Source organism: Actinomyces radicidentis (assembly GCF_001553565.1).
Classification (GTDB): Bacteria; Actinomycetota; Actinomycetes; order Actinomycetales; family Actinomycetaceae; genus Actinomyces; species Actinomyces radicidentis.
This window is the reverse complement of sequence record NZ_CP014228.1, coordinates 2,085,264-2,100,932: the sequence shown is the minus strand read 5'-3', so window position 1 is coordinate 2,100,932 and position 15,669 is coordinate 2,085,264. Positions and strand designations below refer to the sequence as shown.

The following is a 15,669-nucleotide window of genomic DNA, read 5'->3' as shown; positions in this document are numbered from 1 at the left end:
CGTCGCGGACGGGTCGGCTCAGAAGAAGCCGGGGATGATCTCCTCGGCCTGGTCGGCGAAGACCTGCTCCTGGTCGGCCAGGTAGGCCTCCCAGGCGGCGGCGTCCCAGATCTCGACGCGGGCCCCGGCGCCGATGACGGCGAGGTCGCGGCCGAGCCCGGCGTAGGCGCGCAGCGGGGCGGGGATGGTGATGCGTCCCTGCCTGTCCGGGATCTGCGAGTCGGCGCCGGAGAGCATGACGCGGACGTAGTCGCGCGCCTGCTTCTGGGCGAGGGGGGCCTCGCGGAGCTGGGCGTACATGCGCTCGAACTCCGCGCTCGTGAAGGCGTAGAGGCAGTGCTCCTGACCTCGGGTGAGGACGATGCCGCCGGCGAGCTCCTCGCGGAACTTCGCCGGGAGGATGAGGCGGCCCTTCTCATCGAGCCGGGGGGCGTGGGTACCCAGGAACATCCGGGTCTCCTTCCCCTCGACGATCCGTATGGCTCCACCCTACTCCACTTCCCTCCCCTTCCACCCCCACGTAGGCCGCAGGAGTGTCACGATCGGATCACGAGTGGCGTCATTGCAGCGCAATCCCGGGGTGGGGTGCGGTGGAGGGAATCGTCACGCGCGCTCGGTCACTCCGACTCCCCACGGGCGCCGGAGACGACGTCGGGGGCCCGTGGGCACGAGAAAGCCGCCCTCCCGGCGGGGAGGACGGCGTTCGGGGTCCGGGGTGGAGGAAGGTGGGGGCGTCTCAGCGCTGCTGGTCGCGGCGCTGCTCCCAGCGCTCGGACTGGCGGTCCATGAAGCTGGAGCGGGAGCCCTGCTGGCGGCGGGGCGCCTCGGGCTCGGGGGCCTGGGCCCGGGTGAGCATCATCGTGACACCCCAGACCGCGAGGCCGAAGCCGGCGACGCCCAGGAGGATCGAGACGATGCCGTGGCCGACCGCGACGCCGCCGACGAGGACGGCGAGGCCGAGGAGGATGAGGGCGATGCCGCCGCCGACGTGGCGGGGCGAGAGGCGGCCGAGCTCCCGGCCGGCGTCGTCCATGGAGTCGACGAGGGCGGGGTCCTCGTCGTGGAGCTGCTCCTCGAGGTCGCGCAGCACCTGCTGCTCGCGCTCCGACAGGGCCATGGCTCCCCCTTTCCGTCATCGTTGCCGCGCGGGGCGCCGGTGGGCACCGGTGCCCCGGGGACGCGGTGCTCCCAGGATAGGCGCAGGGGCGCGCCGGTGGGAAACCCGCTCGCGTAGCGGGTCACGCCGGGTCCTGGCCGCGAGCGCCCCCGCCCCCGGCGCGCCCCTCCCCGTCGCGTGGGCGCAGGAGGCTCGCCGGGGCCAGAGCACCGCGTCCCCAGCGCTCCCGGACGGCGTCGGCGGCCCGCTCCGGGGCGCCACGGCGGGGGTCGTCGTCGAGGAGGAGCTGGACGCCGTCGTCGGCCCGCGACAGGCCCTCGACCCGCACGCCGAGGAGGCGGAAGCCGCCGCCGGGGGTCGGGAGCGCGCCGAAGAGGGACTCGACGACGGTGAAGACGTCGCGGGCGAGGTCGGTCGGGTCGCCGAGGGTGCGCGAGCGGGTCACCGTGGTGAAGTCCGCCCCGCGGGCCTTGAGGACGACGACGCGCCCCCGCAGGCCTGCGGCGCGCAGGCGGGCGGCGCACTGGTGGGACTGGTCGAGGAGGACGCGGCGGGCGTGCTCGCGGTCGGTGATGGTGTCGAAGAAGGTGGACTCGGTGCCCACGGACTTCTCCTCCCGGCCCGGGGAGACGGGACGCGGGTCGATTCCGTGGGAGAGCTCCCACAGGTGGCGGCCGGCAGTCGGCCCGAGGATCTTCTCCAGACGTCGCTCGTCGGTGGCGGCGAGGGTGCGCACGTCCCGGATGCCCCAGCGCTCGAGGACGGCCTGGCTCTTCTCTCCCACGCCCCACAGGGCGCCGACCGGCAGGACGTCGAGGAAGTCCTGGGTGGCGGCCTGCGGCACGAGGAGGAGGCCGTCGGGCTTGGCGTGGGAGGAGGCGAGCTTGGCGACGAACTTGGTGGAGGCGATGCCCACCGAGGTCGGCAGGCCGAGGCGGTCGCGGACCTCCGAGCGGATCCAGCGCCCGATGGCGGTGGGGCTGCCCATGCGGCGCCGGGCCCCGGAGACGTCGAGGAAGGCCTCGTCGACGCTGACCTTCTCCAGGACGGGGGTGACCTCGCCGAGGATCGCCATGACCCGCTGCGAGACCTCGGAGTAGACGCCGTGGCGGACGGGCAGGACGACGGCCTGGGGGCAGCGGCGGGCGGCCTCGGCCATGGACATGGCGGAGGTGACGCCGAAGCGGCGGGCCTCGTAGGTGGCGGCGGAGACGACGCCGCGGCCCCTGGCGCCGCCGACGATGACGGGGCGGCCGCGCAGCTCGGGGTGCTCGAGGAGCTCGACGGAGGCGAAGAAGGCGTCCATGTCGACGTGGAGGATCGGGGTGGCGGAGTCGTCCTCGCCCCAGGGGCGTCGCGCCTCGGCGGCGCGTGGTGCTCGGCTCACGGCTCTCCCTCCTCCCGCGCGTGGTCGCCGCTCCGGCTGGGCGCCGGGGTCCGTCGGCGGCGCCCGTCGGCGCTCTCGGCGGCAGACACAGGCTAACGTGCGGCTGTGACACGCAAGCAGGGGCGCGAGGGCGCCGGACCGGGAGCGGGCCGGGGCCCGGCGGACGCGCCGTCCCTGAGCGCGCTGCCCGTCGGCCCCGTTTCCACGACCTTCGCGACGGCCGAGCTCGAGGTGCGGGAGACCGGGATCCTCCTGCTCCTGGACGGCACCGAGTCCTCCTGGATCGACCTGCGAGACCCGGCGCACCTGGACTTCGAGTACCAGCAGCAGATGGACGCCGTCCTCGGCGTCCTGCGCCCCGGGGCCGGGCCCGTGCGGGCCGTCCACCTGGGCGGAGCCGGCTGCGCGCTCGCCCGCGCATGGGAGACGACGCGTCCGGGGTCGACGCAGCTCGCCGTCGAGATCGACGCGGTCCTCGCCCAGCGGGTGCGCGAGTGGTTCGACCTGCCCCGCTCCCCCAGGCTCCGGATCCGGGTGGGCGACGCGGCGCAGGTCGCGCCGACGCTGCGGCCGGGCGAGTGGGACGTCGTCGTGCGCGACGTCTTCGCCGCCGGGGCGGTCCCCGTCTCGTGCCGCTCGGAGGAGTTTCTCCGTGCGTGCCGGGAGGCGCTGGCTCCGGGCGGGGTCTACCTCGCCAACACGGCCTCGGCACCGAGGGAGGACGCGGGCGCGGAGCTCGCGGCGGTGCGGCGTGTCTTCGGGGGCGCCGTCGTCATCGCGGACGCGGCGGTGGCACGCGGGCGCCGGCACGGGAACCTCGTCGTCGCGGCCCGGCCCGAGTCCTTCGCGGCCGAGGAGCTCGAGGAGATCGAGCGGGCGGTGCGGCGCCTGCCGCTGCCGGTGCGGACCTGGCGTCCGGACGCCCCGGCGCTCCCGCGCTGAGCAGCGGCCCGGCGTCGCCGGCCCCCGGGGCCCGGGGCCTCCCGGCCGGCACCGCCACGGCACCCGCCGACGGGGCCACCCCCTCAGAAGGAGGCGACGGCGCCGTCACGCATCCGACGGCGCGTGAGGGCCCGGGAGACGGCGACCCCGCCCATCCCGATGACCCAGACGAGGGCGGTGGCGGCGAAGGCGACGCGGAAGTCGGCGTCGGTACGGCCACCGGTGGCGTCGAGGACGAGGCCGACGAGCTCGACGGCGAGGATCGTCGCTGTGAAGCCGCCGACGTTGACCATGCCGGTGCAGGTGCCCCAGCGGCCGGGCTCGTTGAAGGAGCGCGCGGAGTCGAAGCCGATGCCGGAGAAGGGGCCGGTGACGCCGCACACGCAGGCGACGACCATGGCGGACAGGAGGTGGCTCGGGCTGAGGAGCGCCACGGTCCAGGCGGCGAGGGAGACGAGCCCGGTGGTGAGGACGATCGTCGAGCGGTGGCCGGGCAGGCGCACCGAGAGGGTGCCCGCGAGGAGGCCTCCGAGGACGCCGGCGCCGGTGGAGACGGTGATGGCCCAGGAGGCGGTCGAGGTGGCCAGGCCCATGCCCTCCGTCATCCAGGACAGGCCCCACATGAGGGTGAAGACCGCCATGGGGAACATGCCGATCCAGTGGCTGAAGAAGCCGAGCCAGGTCCCGGGCTGCCGGGCGACGGCGGTCATCGTCGTCCAGACGCTCTCCCGGCCCCCGCCGACCGGGCGACGACGGTGGCCTCCCCCGTCGGGGGCGGCGCTGTCGCGGATGAGGGCCAGGCCCAGCACGGCCGCCCCGACGCCGACGCCGCCCATGACGTTGAAGGCCGTCGACCAGCCGCCCCGGTGGAGGAGGGAGAGGAAGGGGAAGGCGGAGACGATCTGCCCCAGCTGGCCGAGGATGGAGACGAGCTGGGTGATGATCGGGACGCGCCCGAGGGCGAACCAGGCCGGGATGAGGCGAATGGCGCCGATGAAGGCGGTCGCGTCCCCGACGCCGACGAGGACGCGGGCGACGATGGCGGTGGGCAGGGAGTGGGCCAGGGCGAGGCCCGCCTGCCCGGCGGCGACGACGAGGGCGCCGCACGCGAGGACTCGGCGCGAGCCGAAGCGGTCCAGGAGGAGCCCCACGGGGACCTGGGCGAGGGCGTAGACGCCGAGCTGGAGGACGACGAAGAGCGCCAGGACGGCGGATCCCCCGCCGAAGCGGTCCCCGGCCAGGGGCACGGCGACGGAGAAGCTCGTGCGGCCGGCGACGGCGATGACGTAGACGAGGACCGAGATGGTGAAGACGGTCCAGGCCCGACCGCCCGGCCGTCGGTCGGGGTCGAGCGTGAGGGACTGCCCCGCCGCAGCGTCCGCGCTCATCGGTTCTGGTCGCCGTCCTGCGGGTGGGGCTCCTGCGGGCCGCCGTCGGCGTCCGCCGGCCGGTCGTTGGCCTCGAGGAAGGCCTCGAGGCGGGCGCCGATCTCGTCGGCGGAGGGGACCTCGAGCATCTCGGCGAGGTGGTCGGTGTCCACCCGCGGCGGGGCGAAGGCGTCGAACTGGGCCTCGAGGGCGGCGACGACCGCGGCGACCTCGGGCTGGTCGGCGCTCTGGGCGTCGATCTCGGCACGGCTGATCGCGGCGGCGGCCTCGAGGTCGCCGAGCGGGAGGGCGAGGCCGGTGACCTCGGCGACGGCGGTGAGGAGCGCGGAGGCGCCGGCCGGGTAGTCGTCGCGCGCGACGTAGTGCGGGATGGAGGCGGTCAGGCCGCGCGAGTCGAGGCCGACCTCGCCCAGGCGCAGCTCGAGGAGGCCCTCGAGGGCGCCGGGGAACTCGACGGTGCCGTAGAAGTCGGGCTGCTCGGGCAGGAGCTCGGGGCGCGAGCCGTGGTGGTGGACGTAGGTGGGGCGCGTGTGCGGCACCGCCATCGGCATCCCGGCCAGGCCGATGGCCTGGGTGACGCCCATGGTGAGGGCGAGGTGGGTGACGGCGCCGGCGAACTCGTGCCAGCGGTAGTCGGGCTCGGAGCCGTGCAGGAGGAGGAGGTCCGCGCCGTCGTCGTCCTGGAGGAGGTCGAGGGCGATCTCGGGCATCTCGACGTCCGTGTACGTGTGGGTCGAGAAGGTCATCGTGGGGCGCCGCGCCCGGTAGTCGACGAGGGAGTCGGCGTCGAAGGTGGCGAGGCGCTCGTGGGGCAGGGTCATGAGGAGCTGCTCGACGGCGAGCGCGCCGGCGTGCCCGGCGTCCATGGCCCCGTCGAGGTGGTGGATGAGGACGCGCGGGGAGACCGGCTCGTCCGCGGCGTGCTCCACGGTGTACATCGGCGTCATCGGTGCGTGGCCCTCCTTCCGTGTCAGGGACCGTTCGGTCCGTCGGCCCCAGGCGCCCGTCGGGGACGGGACGCGCTCGGTCCAACGCGGGCGGCGACCCGCCTGTTCCCGACCCCGTTCACCGGCGGCGATCCGGTCACGGCGGGGCGGCGTTCGCCCTGGGCGTCGGCGCGGGGGCCCGGGCAGGAGAATAATGGACCGACCCGATCGGGCCGGACGGCGACACCAGGCGCGCCGTCCGCCGGCCGGGCAGCCAGGACCCGACCCAGTGAGGCCTCGTGAGCGCAGCCAGCCAGTCACCGTCCCGACCCGACGACGCCGCAGCGGCCGCGGGCGCACCGGACGCCGGGAGCGTCCGCGAGCGCGAGGTCGCCGCCGAGCAGCGGGTCGTAGACACGGCCTACGGCGAGCTCGACCGCCAGCTGGCCGCCGCGCGCCGGTCGCTGGCCGCCACGGAGGCCAAGGGCGTCACGGGGACGCACCAGTCCCGTGGTGAGCGCGACGCCTACGCGGTCCACTACACGAACCAGGTCACGACGCTCGAGGGCGTCGAGGACCGCCTCGTCTTCGGGCGCATGGACATGGCCGAGGACGCCGTCGCCGAGGCCTCCGACCGTGCGCGTCCCGGGGCCGAGCGCCCGGCCCCCTCCCCCGTCACCGACGGCGGGCGGCGCCACTACGTCGGCCGCATCGGCCTGCAGGACGACCAGCACCGCGAGGTCGTCCTCGACTGGCGCGCCCCGCTGGCACGCGCCTTCTACCAGGCGACGGCCTCGCGCCCGCTCGGCCTCGTGCGGCGCCGCCACATCGACACGCGCCGGCGCACCGTCGTCGGCCTCGAGGACGAGCTCATCGACGCCTCGGCCGTCACCGGCCCGTCGGTCGCCTCCGACGGCGCGGCGGGCGCGGCCCGGTCCGGCGGGGTCTCCGCCGAGGAGCTCCAGGGCGAGGGGGCGCTCATCGCCGCGATGAGCGCCGCGCGCGACGGCCGCATGGGCGACATCGTCGCGACGATCCAGGCCGAGCAGGACCGGATCGTCACCTCCGACGGCAAGGGCGTCCTCGTCGTCCAGGGCGGTCCGGGCACGGGCAAGACGGCCGTCGCCCTGCACCGGGTCGCCTACCTCTTCTACTCCGAGCGGGCCCGCCTCGAGCGCTCCGGCGTCCTCCTCGTGGGCCCCTCGCGCACCTTCCTGCGCTACGTCGAGCAGGTCCTGCCCTCGCTCGGTGAGACCGGCGTCGTGGCGACGACCATCGCGGACCTCGTGCCGGGCGTGCGCGCCCGCGGCTCGGAGCCGGCCACCGTCGCCGAGGTCAAGGGGCGCGGCGTGTGGGCGGAGGTCCTGCGCCGCGCGGTGCGGGGCCTCCAGCGCGTCCCGGACGGGCCTCGCGAGGTCGTCGTCCAGGGCACGCGCCTCGAGCTGCGACCGGAGGACGTGCGCGAGGCGATGGCGCGCGCCCGGCGCTCCGGCAAGCCTCACAACCTGGCGCGCGAGACCTTCGTGCTGTGGCTGCTGGAGCGGCTCACGGACCAGTTCGCGGCGGCCACGAACCAGGACGCCTCGGACGCGGACACGCGCGCCTGGATCCGCGAGGACGTGCGCACCGCGCGCGACGCCCGCCGCGAGATCAACCTGTGCTGGATGCCGACGACGCCCGTCGGTCTCCTCGAGCGCCTCTGGGCGCGCCCGACGCTGCTCGAGCGCCTCGCCCCCGAGCTGACCGCGGCGGACCGGGCCCTCCTCGAGCGCCGTCCGGGGGCTGAGCTGACGGCGGCGGACGTGCCGCTCATCGACGAGCTCGCCGAGCTGCTCGGCCCGAGCGAGGACGCCGAGGCCCGCCGCTCCCGCCTGGAGGCGCGCCGACGGGAGGAGCTCGTCGCCTACGCGGCCCAGGCCATCGAGTCGCAGGACCTCGGCGGCGGCATGGTCAACGCGGAGATGCTCGCGGACCGCGTCGCGGACTCGGGCCCCTCCCTCACGCTCGCGGAGCGGGCGCGGGCGGACCGGACGTGGACCTACGGGCACGTCGTCGTCGACGAGGCGCAGGAGCTGGGCGACATGGCCTGGCGGGCGCTCGCGCGGCGCTGCCCCGTGCGCTCCTTCACGGTGGTGGGCGACCTCGCCCAGTACTCGGGGCCGACGGCTCCTGGCTCGTGGGGCGAGGTCCTCGCCGAGCTCGGGACGGCGCCCTCCGACGACTCCGACGACGCCGCGTCGCGGGGCCGCCCGGACCGGCGTCCTGCGCGGGGAGGGCGGCCGGGCGGCCGGGCGGGCGGCCGGAGCCCGCGGAGCCGTCGCGCGGCCTCGACGCCGCTGCGCGAGGAGGTCCTCACGGTCTGCTACCGCACGCCGGCCACGATCATGGAGACGGCGGACCGGGTCGTCACGGGTCTCGGCGCGCCGCCGGTCTACCCGGTGCGCTCGGTGCGGGACCTGCCTGACTGCCTCGTCGTCACCCGGGACGACGCGCCGGCCCCCGACGACGGCGCCTGGGCGCAGGCCCTGCGCGCGGCCGTCCGCGAGGAGGTCTCCGCCCTGGACGCCGAGGTCGGCGCCGGAGGCGGCCGCATCGCCGTCATCACGCCCGACGCGCCGAAGGCGGCACGGCTCCTCGGCGAGGACGCGTCGCTGGCCGCCGCGATGGAGGCGCCGGGCGGGGACGTCCTGCGCTCGCGCGTCGCCGTCATGGGGCCCGTCCTGTCCAAGGGCCTCGAGTTCGACGTCGTCGTGCTCCTCGACCCGGCGCGGATCGGGGCGGTGAGCCCGGGCGACCTGTACGTGGCGATGACGCGTCCGACGCGCCGTCTGCGGGTGCTCTCCCGGGAGCCGCTGCCGGCCGGGCTCCGAGCCCGTCCCCGCACGGGTTCCCGGGCGTCTGAGCGGGACGCCACAGGCTCCTGACAGCGTCCGCCGATGCGAGGTTACGGAACCGTAGGTTACGGTTGCGTCGGTAGCCAGCCGCGTCGGCGTCGCCCCGCGCCGCGGCCGCACCGACGCCGTCGGAAATGAGGAACCCGTGACCGATTCCAGCGCACCCCGCCCCGCGCAGGACACCCCCGCGTCCGCGGACGAGAACGCCTCCGAGCACTACTTGCGCCCCCACTACTCACCGGGCGTCCCCGCCGTCATCGCGCCGGTGACCGAGCCCCTGTCGATGATGCTCGCCGACTCCGCCCGCCGCATCCCCGAGCGCGTCGCCCTCGACTTCATGGGTGCCACGACGACCTACCGGATGCTCGAGCACCGCGTCGACAAGGCCGCCGAGGCCCTGCGCCGCCTCGGCGTCAAGCCCGGCGACGTCGTCGGCCTCATCCTGCCGAACTGTCCCCAGCACGTCGTCCTCGCCTACGCGGCCTGGCGGATCGGCGCCGTCGTCGCCGAGCACAACCCGCTGGCCCCCGCCGCGCAGATCCGCGAGCAGATCGCCATCCACCACGGCCGCGTCGTCATCGCCTGGGAGAAGACGCTGGACCGCCTCGTCTCCGCCTCCGGGTCCATGAGCGAGGCGGGGCTCGACGGGCTGCGGGTCCTGTCCGTCGACCTCTCCCGAGGCCTGCCCGTGCGCAGCCGCCTCGCGCTGCGCCTGCCCGTGGCCGCCGCACGCACGCAGCGCCGCGAGCTGCGCGCCCCGGTCCCCGCCGGCGTGCGCTCCTGGGACGACCTGGTCGCCGCCACCCCCGAGGTCGACCCCGACCTCCCGCTGCCCGGCGTCGACGACGTCGCCGTCCTCCTCTACACCGGCGGCACCACGGGCACCCCGAAGGCCGTCATGCTCACCCACCGCAACCTGCGCGCCGACGCGGAGATGAGCCTGGCTTGGGCCTCCCAGACCTGCGAGGTCGGCGAGGAGACCTTCTACGCCGTCCTGCCCTTCTTCCACGCCTTCGGGCTGAGCCTGTCGCTCCTGTGCGCCGTCGGAATCGCGGCGACCCAGGTGGTCCTGCCCAAGTTCGGCGGGGACCTCGTCCTCCAGGCCTGGAAGCGCCGCCCGGCGACCTTCTTCCCCGGCGTCCCCGTCATGTTCGACCGCATCGTCAGGCGCGCCCGCGAGACCGGCGCGGACCTGTCGAGCTGCAAGATCGCCGTGTGCGGCGCCGCCGCCAACCCCACGTCCGTCGCCGAGGCCTGGGAGCAGGAGACCCGCGGCGTCATCATCGAGGGCTACGGCATGACCGAGACCGCCCCGATCATCCTCGGCAACCCGATCTCCCGTGAGCGCCGCCCCGGCGCCCTCGGCGTGCCCTTCCCGTCCACGGACGTGCGCCTCGTCGACCCGGAGTCCTCCGACCCGGCCGCCGAGGTCGCCCGCGGGGAGGTCGGCGAGCTCATCGTCCGCGGCCCGCAGGTCTTCGCCGGCTACTGGGAGAACGAGGCCGAGACCGATGCCGTCATGCTGCCCGGCGGGTGGCTGCGCACCGGGGACCTCGTGCGCCAGGCCGAGGACGGCTTCTACGTCATCGCCGACCGCCGCAAGGAGCTCATCATCTCGGGCGGCTTCAACATCTACCCGACCGAGGTCGAGGCGGCCGTGCGCTCCATGCCGCAGGTCGAGGAGGTCGCCGTCGTCGGGCTGCCCGGCGGCGAGGGCGACGCCGGCGACGAGCGGGTCGTCGCCGCGATCGTCCCCAAGGAGGGCCAGACCGTCACCCTCGAGCAGGTGCGGGAGTGGGCCGAGAAGACCCTGTCCCACTACTCCCTGCCCCGACAGGTCGAGATCCTCTCCGAGATGCCGCGCTCGCAGATCGGGAAGGTGCTGCGCCGCGTCGTGCGCGACGAGCTCCTCTCGGCGCGCGAGGCCGCCTCCGGTGCCGCGAGCGCCGCCGCCTCGGCCTCCCAGAGCGCCGCGACGGCCCTCGTCGGCCGCCTCGGCCGGGCGGGCGAGATCGCCGGCCAGGGGGCCACGGGCTCCAGCGAGGCCGCCCCGGCGACCGACGACGCCGCCCCGGGCACCGAGCCCGACGACGCCGCATCCGGCACCGAGGGCTGACCGCCCGGCCCCGCGCCACGGCCCGTCGCCGTCGGCGTGGCGCGTGTCCCGACCGTGCGCCGACCGGCCGACGGCGCACGCCGTGCCACCCCGCGGCGCACCGCCACGACCACACACCCAGCCGCCCCACCGCGCCTACGAGGAGCCCACCCGGTGACCACCACCCGCGACGACGCCGCCCAGTACCAGCGCCCGCACTACCAGCCCGGCATCCCGGCGACGATCGAGGTCCCCGAGGGCCCGCTCTCCGAGCTCCTCGAGACCGCCGCCGCCTTCTACCCCGAGCGCGTCGCCATCGACTTCCTCGGCGCGACGACGACCTACGCCGAGCTCCTCGCCGCCTCCGAGCGCGCCGCCCAGGTGCTGCGCGACGCCGGCGTGCACCGCGGGGACCGCGTCGCCGTCCTCCTGCCGAACTGCCCCCAGCACGTCGCCCTCATGTACGGGGCGCTGCGCATCGGCGCGATCGTCGCCGAGCACAACCCCCTCGCCCCCGCGGAGGAGATCCGCGCCCAGCTCGAGAACCACGGCGCCGACGTCGTCGTCGCCTGGGAGAAGGGCGTCGAGCTCGTCCTCGACCCGCGCTCTCGCGCCGCGGGCGGCACCGGTCCCGAGGCCGACGCCGTCGACCCTCTCGCCGGCCGCACCGTCTTCTCCGTCGACATGTCTGCGGCGCTGCCCGCCAGGCTCCGCGCCGCCCTGCGCCTGCCCGTGAAGCGGGCCCGGGCCACGCGCTCCTCCATGCGCGCCGAGTCCCTGCCCGCCGGCGTGCGCTCCTGGGACCGCGCGGTCGCCCGCGCCGAGCGGATCCCCGGCTCCTGGCCCTACCCCGCCGGCGACGACGTCGCCGTCCTCCTCCACACCGGCGGCACGACCGGGACGCCCAAGGCCGCGATGCTCACCCACCGCAACCTGCGGGCGAACGCGAACCAGGCCATCGCCTGGGTGCCGATGCTCCACGAGGGCGGGGAGTCCTTCCTGTGCCTCCTGCCCTTCTTCCACGCCTTCGGCCTCACCTTCAACCTGTTCTGCGCCGTCCAGAAGGCCGCGAGCCAGGTCATGATGCCGAAGTTCGACGTGCCCGAGGTCCTGCGGGCCCAGGCGCGGCGCCCGCTCACCTTCTTCGTGGGCGTGCCCGTCATGTTCGAGCGGATCCTCGCCGCCGCGGAGAAGCAGGGAACGAACCTGTCCTCCCTGCGCTACGTCGTCTGCGGCGCCTCCCCCATGCCGCCCGAGGTCGGGGCCCGCTGGGAGGCGGCGACCGGCGGCCTGTTCATCGAGGGCTACGGCATGACCGAGACGAGCCCCATCGTCGCCGGCACGCCCATGAGCACCGACCGGCGCCTCGGCGCCCTCGGCCTGCCCTTCCCCTCGACCGACGTGCGCATCATCGACCCGGACGCCGAGCAACCGGACCCCGAGGTCGAGGTGCCTGACGGCGAGCCCGGCGAGCTGCTCGTGCGCGGCCCGCAGGTCTTCGTCGGCTACTGGGGGGACGAGGAGGCCACCGCCGCCTCGATGCTGCCGGGCGGCTGGCTGCGCACCGGGGACGTCGTGCGCCGCGAGGACTCCTTCCTCTGGATGGCGGACCGCAAGCGCGAGCTCATCCTCACCGGCGGCTTCAACGTCTACCCCTCGCAGGTGGAGGACGCGATCCGCGGGCACGAGGGCGTCGCGGACGTCGCCGTCGTCGGCGTGGACGGGGGCGCGAACGGGGAGACCGTCGTCGCCGCCGTGGTTCTCGAGCCGGGGGCGACGCAGGGCTCCGTGACCCTGGAGTCCGTGCGGGCCTTCGCGGAGCGGACGCTCCCCCACTACGCGCTGCCGCGGCGCCTCGAGGTCATCGACGCGCTGCCGCGCTCCGTCATCGGGAAGGCGCCGCGCCGCGAGGTCCGCGACCTCGTCACCGCTCGCGACTGAGCGAGGGGCGCCGGTCCCCCGCGGAGGACGACGCACTCGGCGAACTGTGGCGCCGACGGAGTCTTCCCCTGCCGAGGACGTCCGCCTCTGGCTCCGACCTGGGCGAGGGGGCCGCGACGGCGCGTCGTTCCCTCGTGCTCAGAGGAGGCCGGCGGCGTTGAGGACGCGGCGCAGCTCGCCGACCTCGGCCTCGTTCGCGCGCACGAGCGGGAGCCGCAGCTCGGCCGAGGGGATGCGCCCCTGGAGCAGGAGCGCCTCCTTCGCCATGACGGCGCCCTGGCCACCGCCCATGATGGCGCGGGTCAGGGGGCGCATGCGCTGCGCGACGGCGCGGGCGCCGGCGAGGTCGCCCTCGTCGACCTCCTGGACCATCTCGCGCCAGGAGTGGGCGTCCGCGTGGGCGACGACGCTGATGACGCCGGAGGCGCCGTGGGCGAGCCAGGCGAAGTTGAGGCCGTCGTCGCCGGAGTAGTACTCGAGCCCGGTGGCCTCCATGCGCTGGAAGCCCTGCTCGACGTCGCCGGTGGCGTCCTTGACCGCGAGGACGCGCTCGTGCTCGGCGAGGCGGGCGAGGGTCTCGTCGGTGATGCGCACGCCGGTGCGGCCGGGGATGTCGTAGATGATGACCGGCAGGTCGGTGGCCTCGACGACGGCCATGATGTGCCGGTAGACGCCCTCCTGGCTGGGGCGGTTGTAGTACGGGGCGTTGATGAGGAGGCCCTCGGCGCCCGCGGCCTCGGAGCCGACGCCGACGCGCACGGCGTGGGCGGTGTCGTTGGAGCCGGCGCCCGCCACGAGCATGGCGCGCCCGGCGAGGGCGTCCTTGACCTCGCGCAGCAGGGTCTGCTTCTCGGGCAGGTGCGTGGTCGGGGCCTCGCCGGTGGTGCCGGCGAGCAGGATCATGTCCGCGCCGTCCTCGACGAGGGTGACGGCGAGGGACTGGGCGGCCTCGACGTCGATCTCGCCCTCCGGGGTGAAGGGCGTGACCATGGCGACGCCGACGCTTCCGAAGGACCTGCCCGGGAGTGAGCTCATGACGACAGGGTAGCGACGGCGCCGCCGGAGCGCCCGCGGTCGCCGCTGGCTGGACGTTGGCCCCGGGACGAGGCCGCGGCCGACGACGGCGTCGACGCCCTGGACGCGCGCGGACGACGCACTCGCACCAGCTGCGCGGCCTCCGTCCGGTGCCCCGGCGCCGGACGATAGGCTCGCGGCCATGACGACTCCCGAGAGCACCGGCTCCTCCCCCGAGCACGCCCACGGCCCCGCCGGTCCGCACGCCGGCCACCACGACCCCGAGGCCCCGAGCGTCTTCGACTCGGACTTCTCCTCCGGCCTGGCCGCCGCCGCTCGAGGCGGGCTCGAGTCCCAGGGCGGGCACTCGCACCCGGTCGAGGCCGGTGGCTTCGTCCGCGAGGCGACGTCTGGGGACCTCGAGGCGATCGGGACGGTTCACGCCTCCGCGATGCGCGCCTCCCTCGGCGCGGCCCACGCCGCCGCGCACGGCGGCGCCCCGCTGCCGGCCGGCGTGACCGCGATGATCTCCGCGCCCGTCCTCGCCGCCGGCTGGGAGGGCGCCGTCGTCGAGCCGCCCAGCAGCCGTCACCACGTCCTCGTCGCGACGCTCGGGGACGAGGTCGTCGGCATCGTCGCCCTCGCGCCCACGCAGGGCGCCGTCGACGAGAAGGAGGCGGCTGACGCGCCCGCCTCCGTGCGCGAGCCGGAGCCTGCCGCGGAGATCACCGCGCTCGGCGTCCTCCCTGAGCACCAGCGCGAGGGGCACGGCTCCCGGCTGCTGGCCGCGGCGACGGACTACGCCAAGCAGGACGGGGCACGGGTCCTCCTGCAGTGGGCGGTGCGCGGCGACGGGTCGGTCGCCGGGCTGCTCACGGCCTGCGGCCTGGAGCGCACCGAGTCGTACCGCGAGCTCCCCGTGGGCGAGGGCGTCACCGAGGACTGCTGGGCCGCGGCCCTCTGACCGCCCGGGCCCACCTACCGGGAGCTCGGTCGTACGGCGCCGCGAGCTCGGTTCGGTCATGCCCGAGCGACGCACGAGTGCCGTCCGCGGACGACCGCCGACCGAACTCAGCGCGCGGACTGACCGAACTCAGTGCAGGAGCCGGCGCGCCTCAGAGGTCGAGGAGCTTGTCGAGGCCGATCGTGAGGCCTCCCCGGCCGGAGACCTCGCGCACCGCGAGGACGACGCCCGGGATGAAGCTGGCGCGGTCGAAGGAGTCCGTGCGGATGGTGAGCTGCTCGCCCTCGTTGCCGAGCACGACCTCCTCGTGGGCGGTGAGCCCCCGCAGACGCACGGCGTGGACGTGGATGCCGTTGACGACGGCGCCACGGGCGCCGTCGGGGTCGGACCGCGTCGCGTCCGGGACCGGGCCGAGGCCGGCCTCGGCGCGGGCGGCGGCGATGCCCTGGGCCGTGGCGACGGCGGTGCCCGAGGGGGCGTCGACCTTGTTCGGGTGGTGGAGCTCGATGACCTCGGCGGACTCGAAGTAGCGGGCCGCCTTCGCCGCGAAAGACATGACGAGGACCGCGGAGAGGGCGAAGTTCGGGGCGATGAGGACGCTCCGACCGGCGGCCTCGGGGCGAGCGAGGTGCTCGCGCACGCGCCCGTAGGACTCCTCGCTCCAGCCGGTGGTGCCGACGACGACGTCGACGCCGGCGTCGACGAGGGCGTGGACGTTGGCCTCGGTGACGTCGGGGACGGTGAAGTCGACCGCGACCTCGGCGCCGTTCAAGGTCTCCGAGGTGATCTCGTCACCGGTGTCGAGACGCGCGACGAGCTCGAGGCCCTCGGCGTCCTCGACGGCCTGGCAGACGGTGGATCCCATGCGCCCAGCGGCGCCGACAACGGCAACGGCAGTACTCATGCAGGCATCCTAATGAGAGTTGTCCAAATTCGGGACAAACGCCGCAGACGCCGCTGACGGCAAGTCGTGAAACCGCGTGACTCCAACGATCTGGAGG

The 15,669-nt window shown here is 75.4% G+C and carries 12 protein-coding genes; 5 read left to right on the top strand and 7 right to left on the bottom strand.

Annotated elements, in window-relative coordinates; genetic code table 11:
• Nucleotides 1-18: 18 nt before the first annotated feature.
• The 3 genes from mraZ to dinB all read right to left on the bottom strand — a co-directional run bounded on the left by mraZ (nucleotide 19) and on the right by dinB (nucleotide 2,504).
• Nucleotides 19-450, bottom strand: coding sequence for a division/cell wall cluster transcriptional repressor MraZ (mraZ, locus tag AXF14_RS08995; RefSeq protein WP_067942645.1), 432 nt, complete (start codon nucleotides 448-450; stop codon nucleotides 19-21).
• 286 nt (nucleotides 451-736) lie between these two features.
• Nucleotides 737-1,117 carry a DUF3040 domain-containing protein gene (locus AXF14_RS08990; RefSeq protein ID WP_067942643.1) on the bottom strand — a complete coding sequence of 127 codons (381 nt, stop codon included), beginning with the start codon at nucleotides 1,115-1,117 and terminating at the stop codon, nucleotides 737-739.
• Between the two features lie 121 nt (nucleotides 1,118-1,238).
• Nucleotides 1,239-2,504 (bottom strand): DNA polymerase IV, encoded by a 1,266-nt coding sequence (dinB, locus tag AXF14_RS08985; protein ID WP_067942641.1) that lies wholly within the window; start codon nucleotides 2,502-2,504, stop codon nucleotides 1,239-1,241.
• Between the two features lie 174 nt (nucleotides 2,505-2,678).
• Between dinB and AXF14_RS08980 the strand changes: the two genes are divergently transcribed.
• Nucleotides 2,679-3,446: a spermidine synthase gene (locus AXF14_RS08980; protein ID WP_067944268.1), complete on the top strand. Its 768-nt coding sequence runs from the start codon at nucleotides 2,679-2,681 to the stop codon at nucleotides 3,444-3,446.
• Nucleotides 3,447-3,529: 83 nt separating this feature from the next.
• On the opposite strand, the gene AXF14_RS08975 is transcribed toward AXF14_RS08980, so the two are convergent.
• Both AXF14_RS08975 and AXF14_RS08970 read right to left on the bottom strand, forming a co-directional pair.
• Nucleotides 3,530-4,834, bottom strand: coding sequence for an MFS transporter (locus AXF14_RS08975; RefSeq protein ID WP_067942640.1), 1,305 nt, complete (start codon nucleotides 4,832-4,834; stop codon nucleotides 3,530-3,532).
• Nucleotides 4,831-5,781 (bottom strand): PAC2 family protein, encoded by a 951-nt coding sequence (locus AXF14_RS08970; protein WP_067942638.1) that lies wholly within the window; start codon nucleotides 5,779-5,781, stop codon nucleotides 4,831-4,833. Before AXF14_RS08970 ends, AXF14_RS08975 begins: the two co-directional genes overlap by 4 nt.
• A gap of 278 nt (nucleotides 5,782-6,059) precedes the next feature.
• On the opposite strand from AXF14_RS08970, the gene AXF14_RS08965 reads away from it, so the two are divergent.
• The 3 genes from AXF14_RS08965 (at nucleotide 6,060) to AXF14_RS08955 (ending at nucleotide 12,690) form a co-directional block, all read left to right on the top strand.
• The gene (locus AXF14_RS08965; protein WP_067942636.1) at nucleotides 6,060-8,684 is read left to right on the top strand and encodes a HelD family protein; all 2,625 of its coding nucleotides are present in this window, start codon (nucleotides 6,060-6,062) and stop codon (nucleotides 8,682-8,684) included.
• Between the two features lie 115 nt (nucleotides 8,685-8,799).
• Nucleotides 8,800-10,770 (top strand): AMP-binding protein, encoded by a 1,971-nt coding sequence (locus AXF14_RS08960; protein ID WP_084355480.1) that lies wholly within the window; start codon nucleotides 8,800-8,802, stop codon nucleotides 10,768-10,770.
• A 153-nt stretch (nucleotides 10,771-10,923) separates the two neighbouring features.
• A complete protein-coding gene (locus AXF14_RS08955; protein ID WP_067942634.1) occupies nucleotides 10,924-12,690 on the top strand; it encodes an AMP-binding protein in 1,767 nt (588 codons plus the stop codon).
• A gap of 138 nt (nucleotides 12,691-12,828) precedes the next feature.
• Here the strand turns inward: AXF14_RS08955 and dapA are convergent, their stop codons facing one another.
• The gene (gene dapA / locus AXF14_RS08950) at nucleotides 12,829-13,725 is read right to left on the bottom strand and encodes a 4-hydroxy-tetrahydrodipicolinate synthase (RefSeq protein ID WP_067942632.1); all 897 of its coding nucleotides are present in this window, start codon (nucleotides 13,723-13,725) and stop codon (nucleotides 12,829-12,831) included.
• A gap of 181 nt (nucleotides 13,726-13,906) precedes the next feature.
• Between dapA and AXF14_RS08945 the strand changes: the two genes are divergently transcribed.
• The gene (locus tag AXF14_RS08945; RefSeq protein WP_084355479.1) at nucleotides 13,907-14,668 is read left to right on the top strand and encodes a GNAT family N-acetyltransferase; all 762 of its coding nucleotides are present in this window, start codon (nucleotides 13,907-13,909) and stop codon (nucleotides 14,666-14,668) included.
• Between the two features lie 151 nt (nucleotides 14,669-14,819).
• Here AXF14_RS08945 and dapB read toward each other — a convergent pair whose 3' ends face one another.
• On the bottom strand, nucleotides 14,820-15,572 hold the full coding sequence (dapB, locus tag AXF14_RS08940; protein WP_067942630.1) for a 4-hydroxy-tetrahydrodipicolinate reductase: 753 nt from the start codon (nucleotides 15,570-15,572) through the stop codon (nucleotides 14,820-14,822).
• Nucleotides 15,573-15,669: the final 97 nt, after the last annotated feature.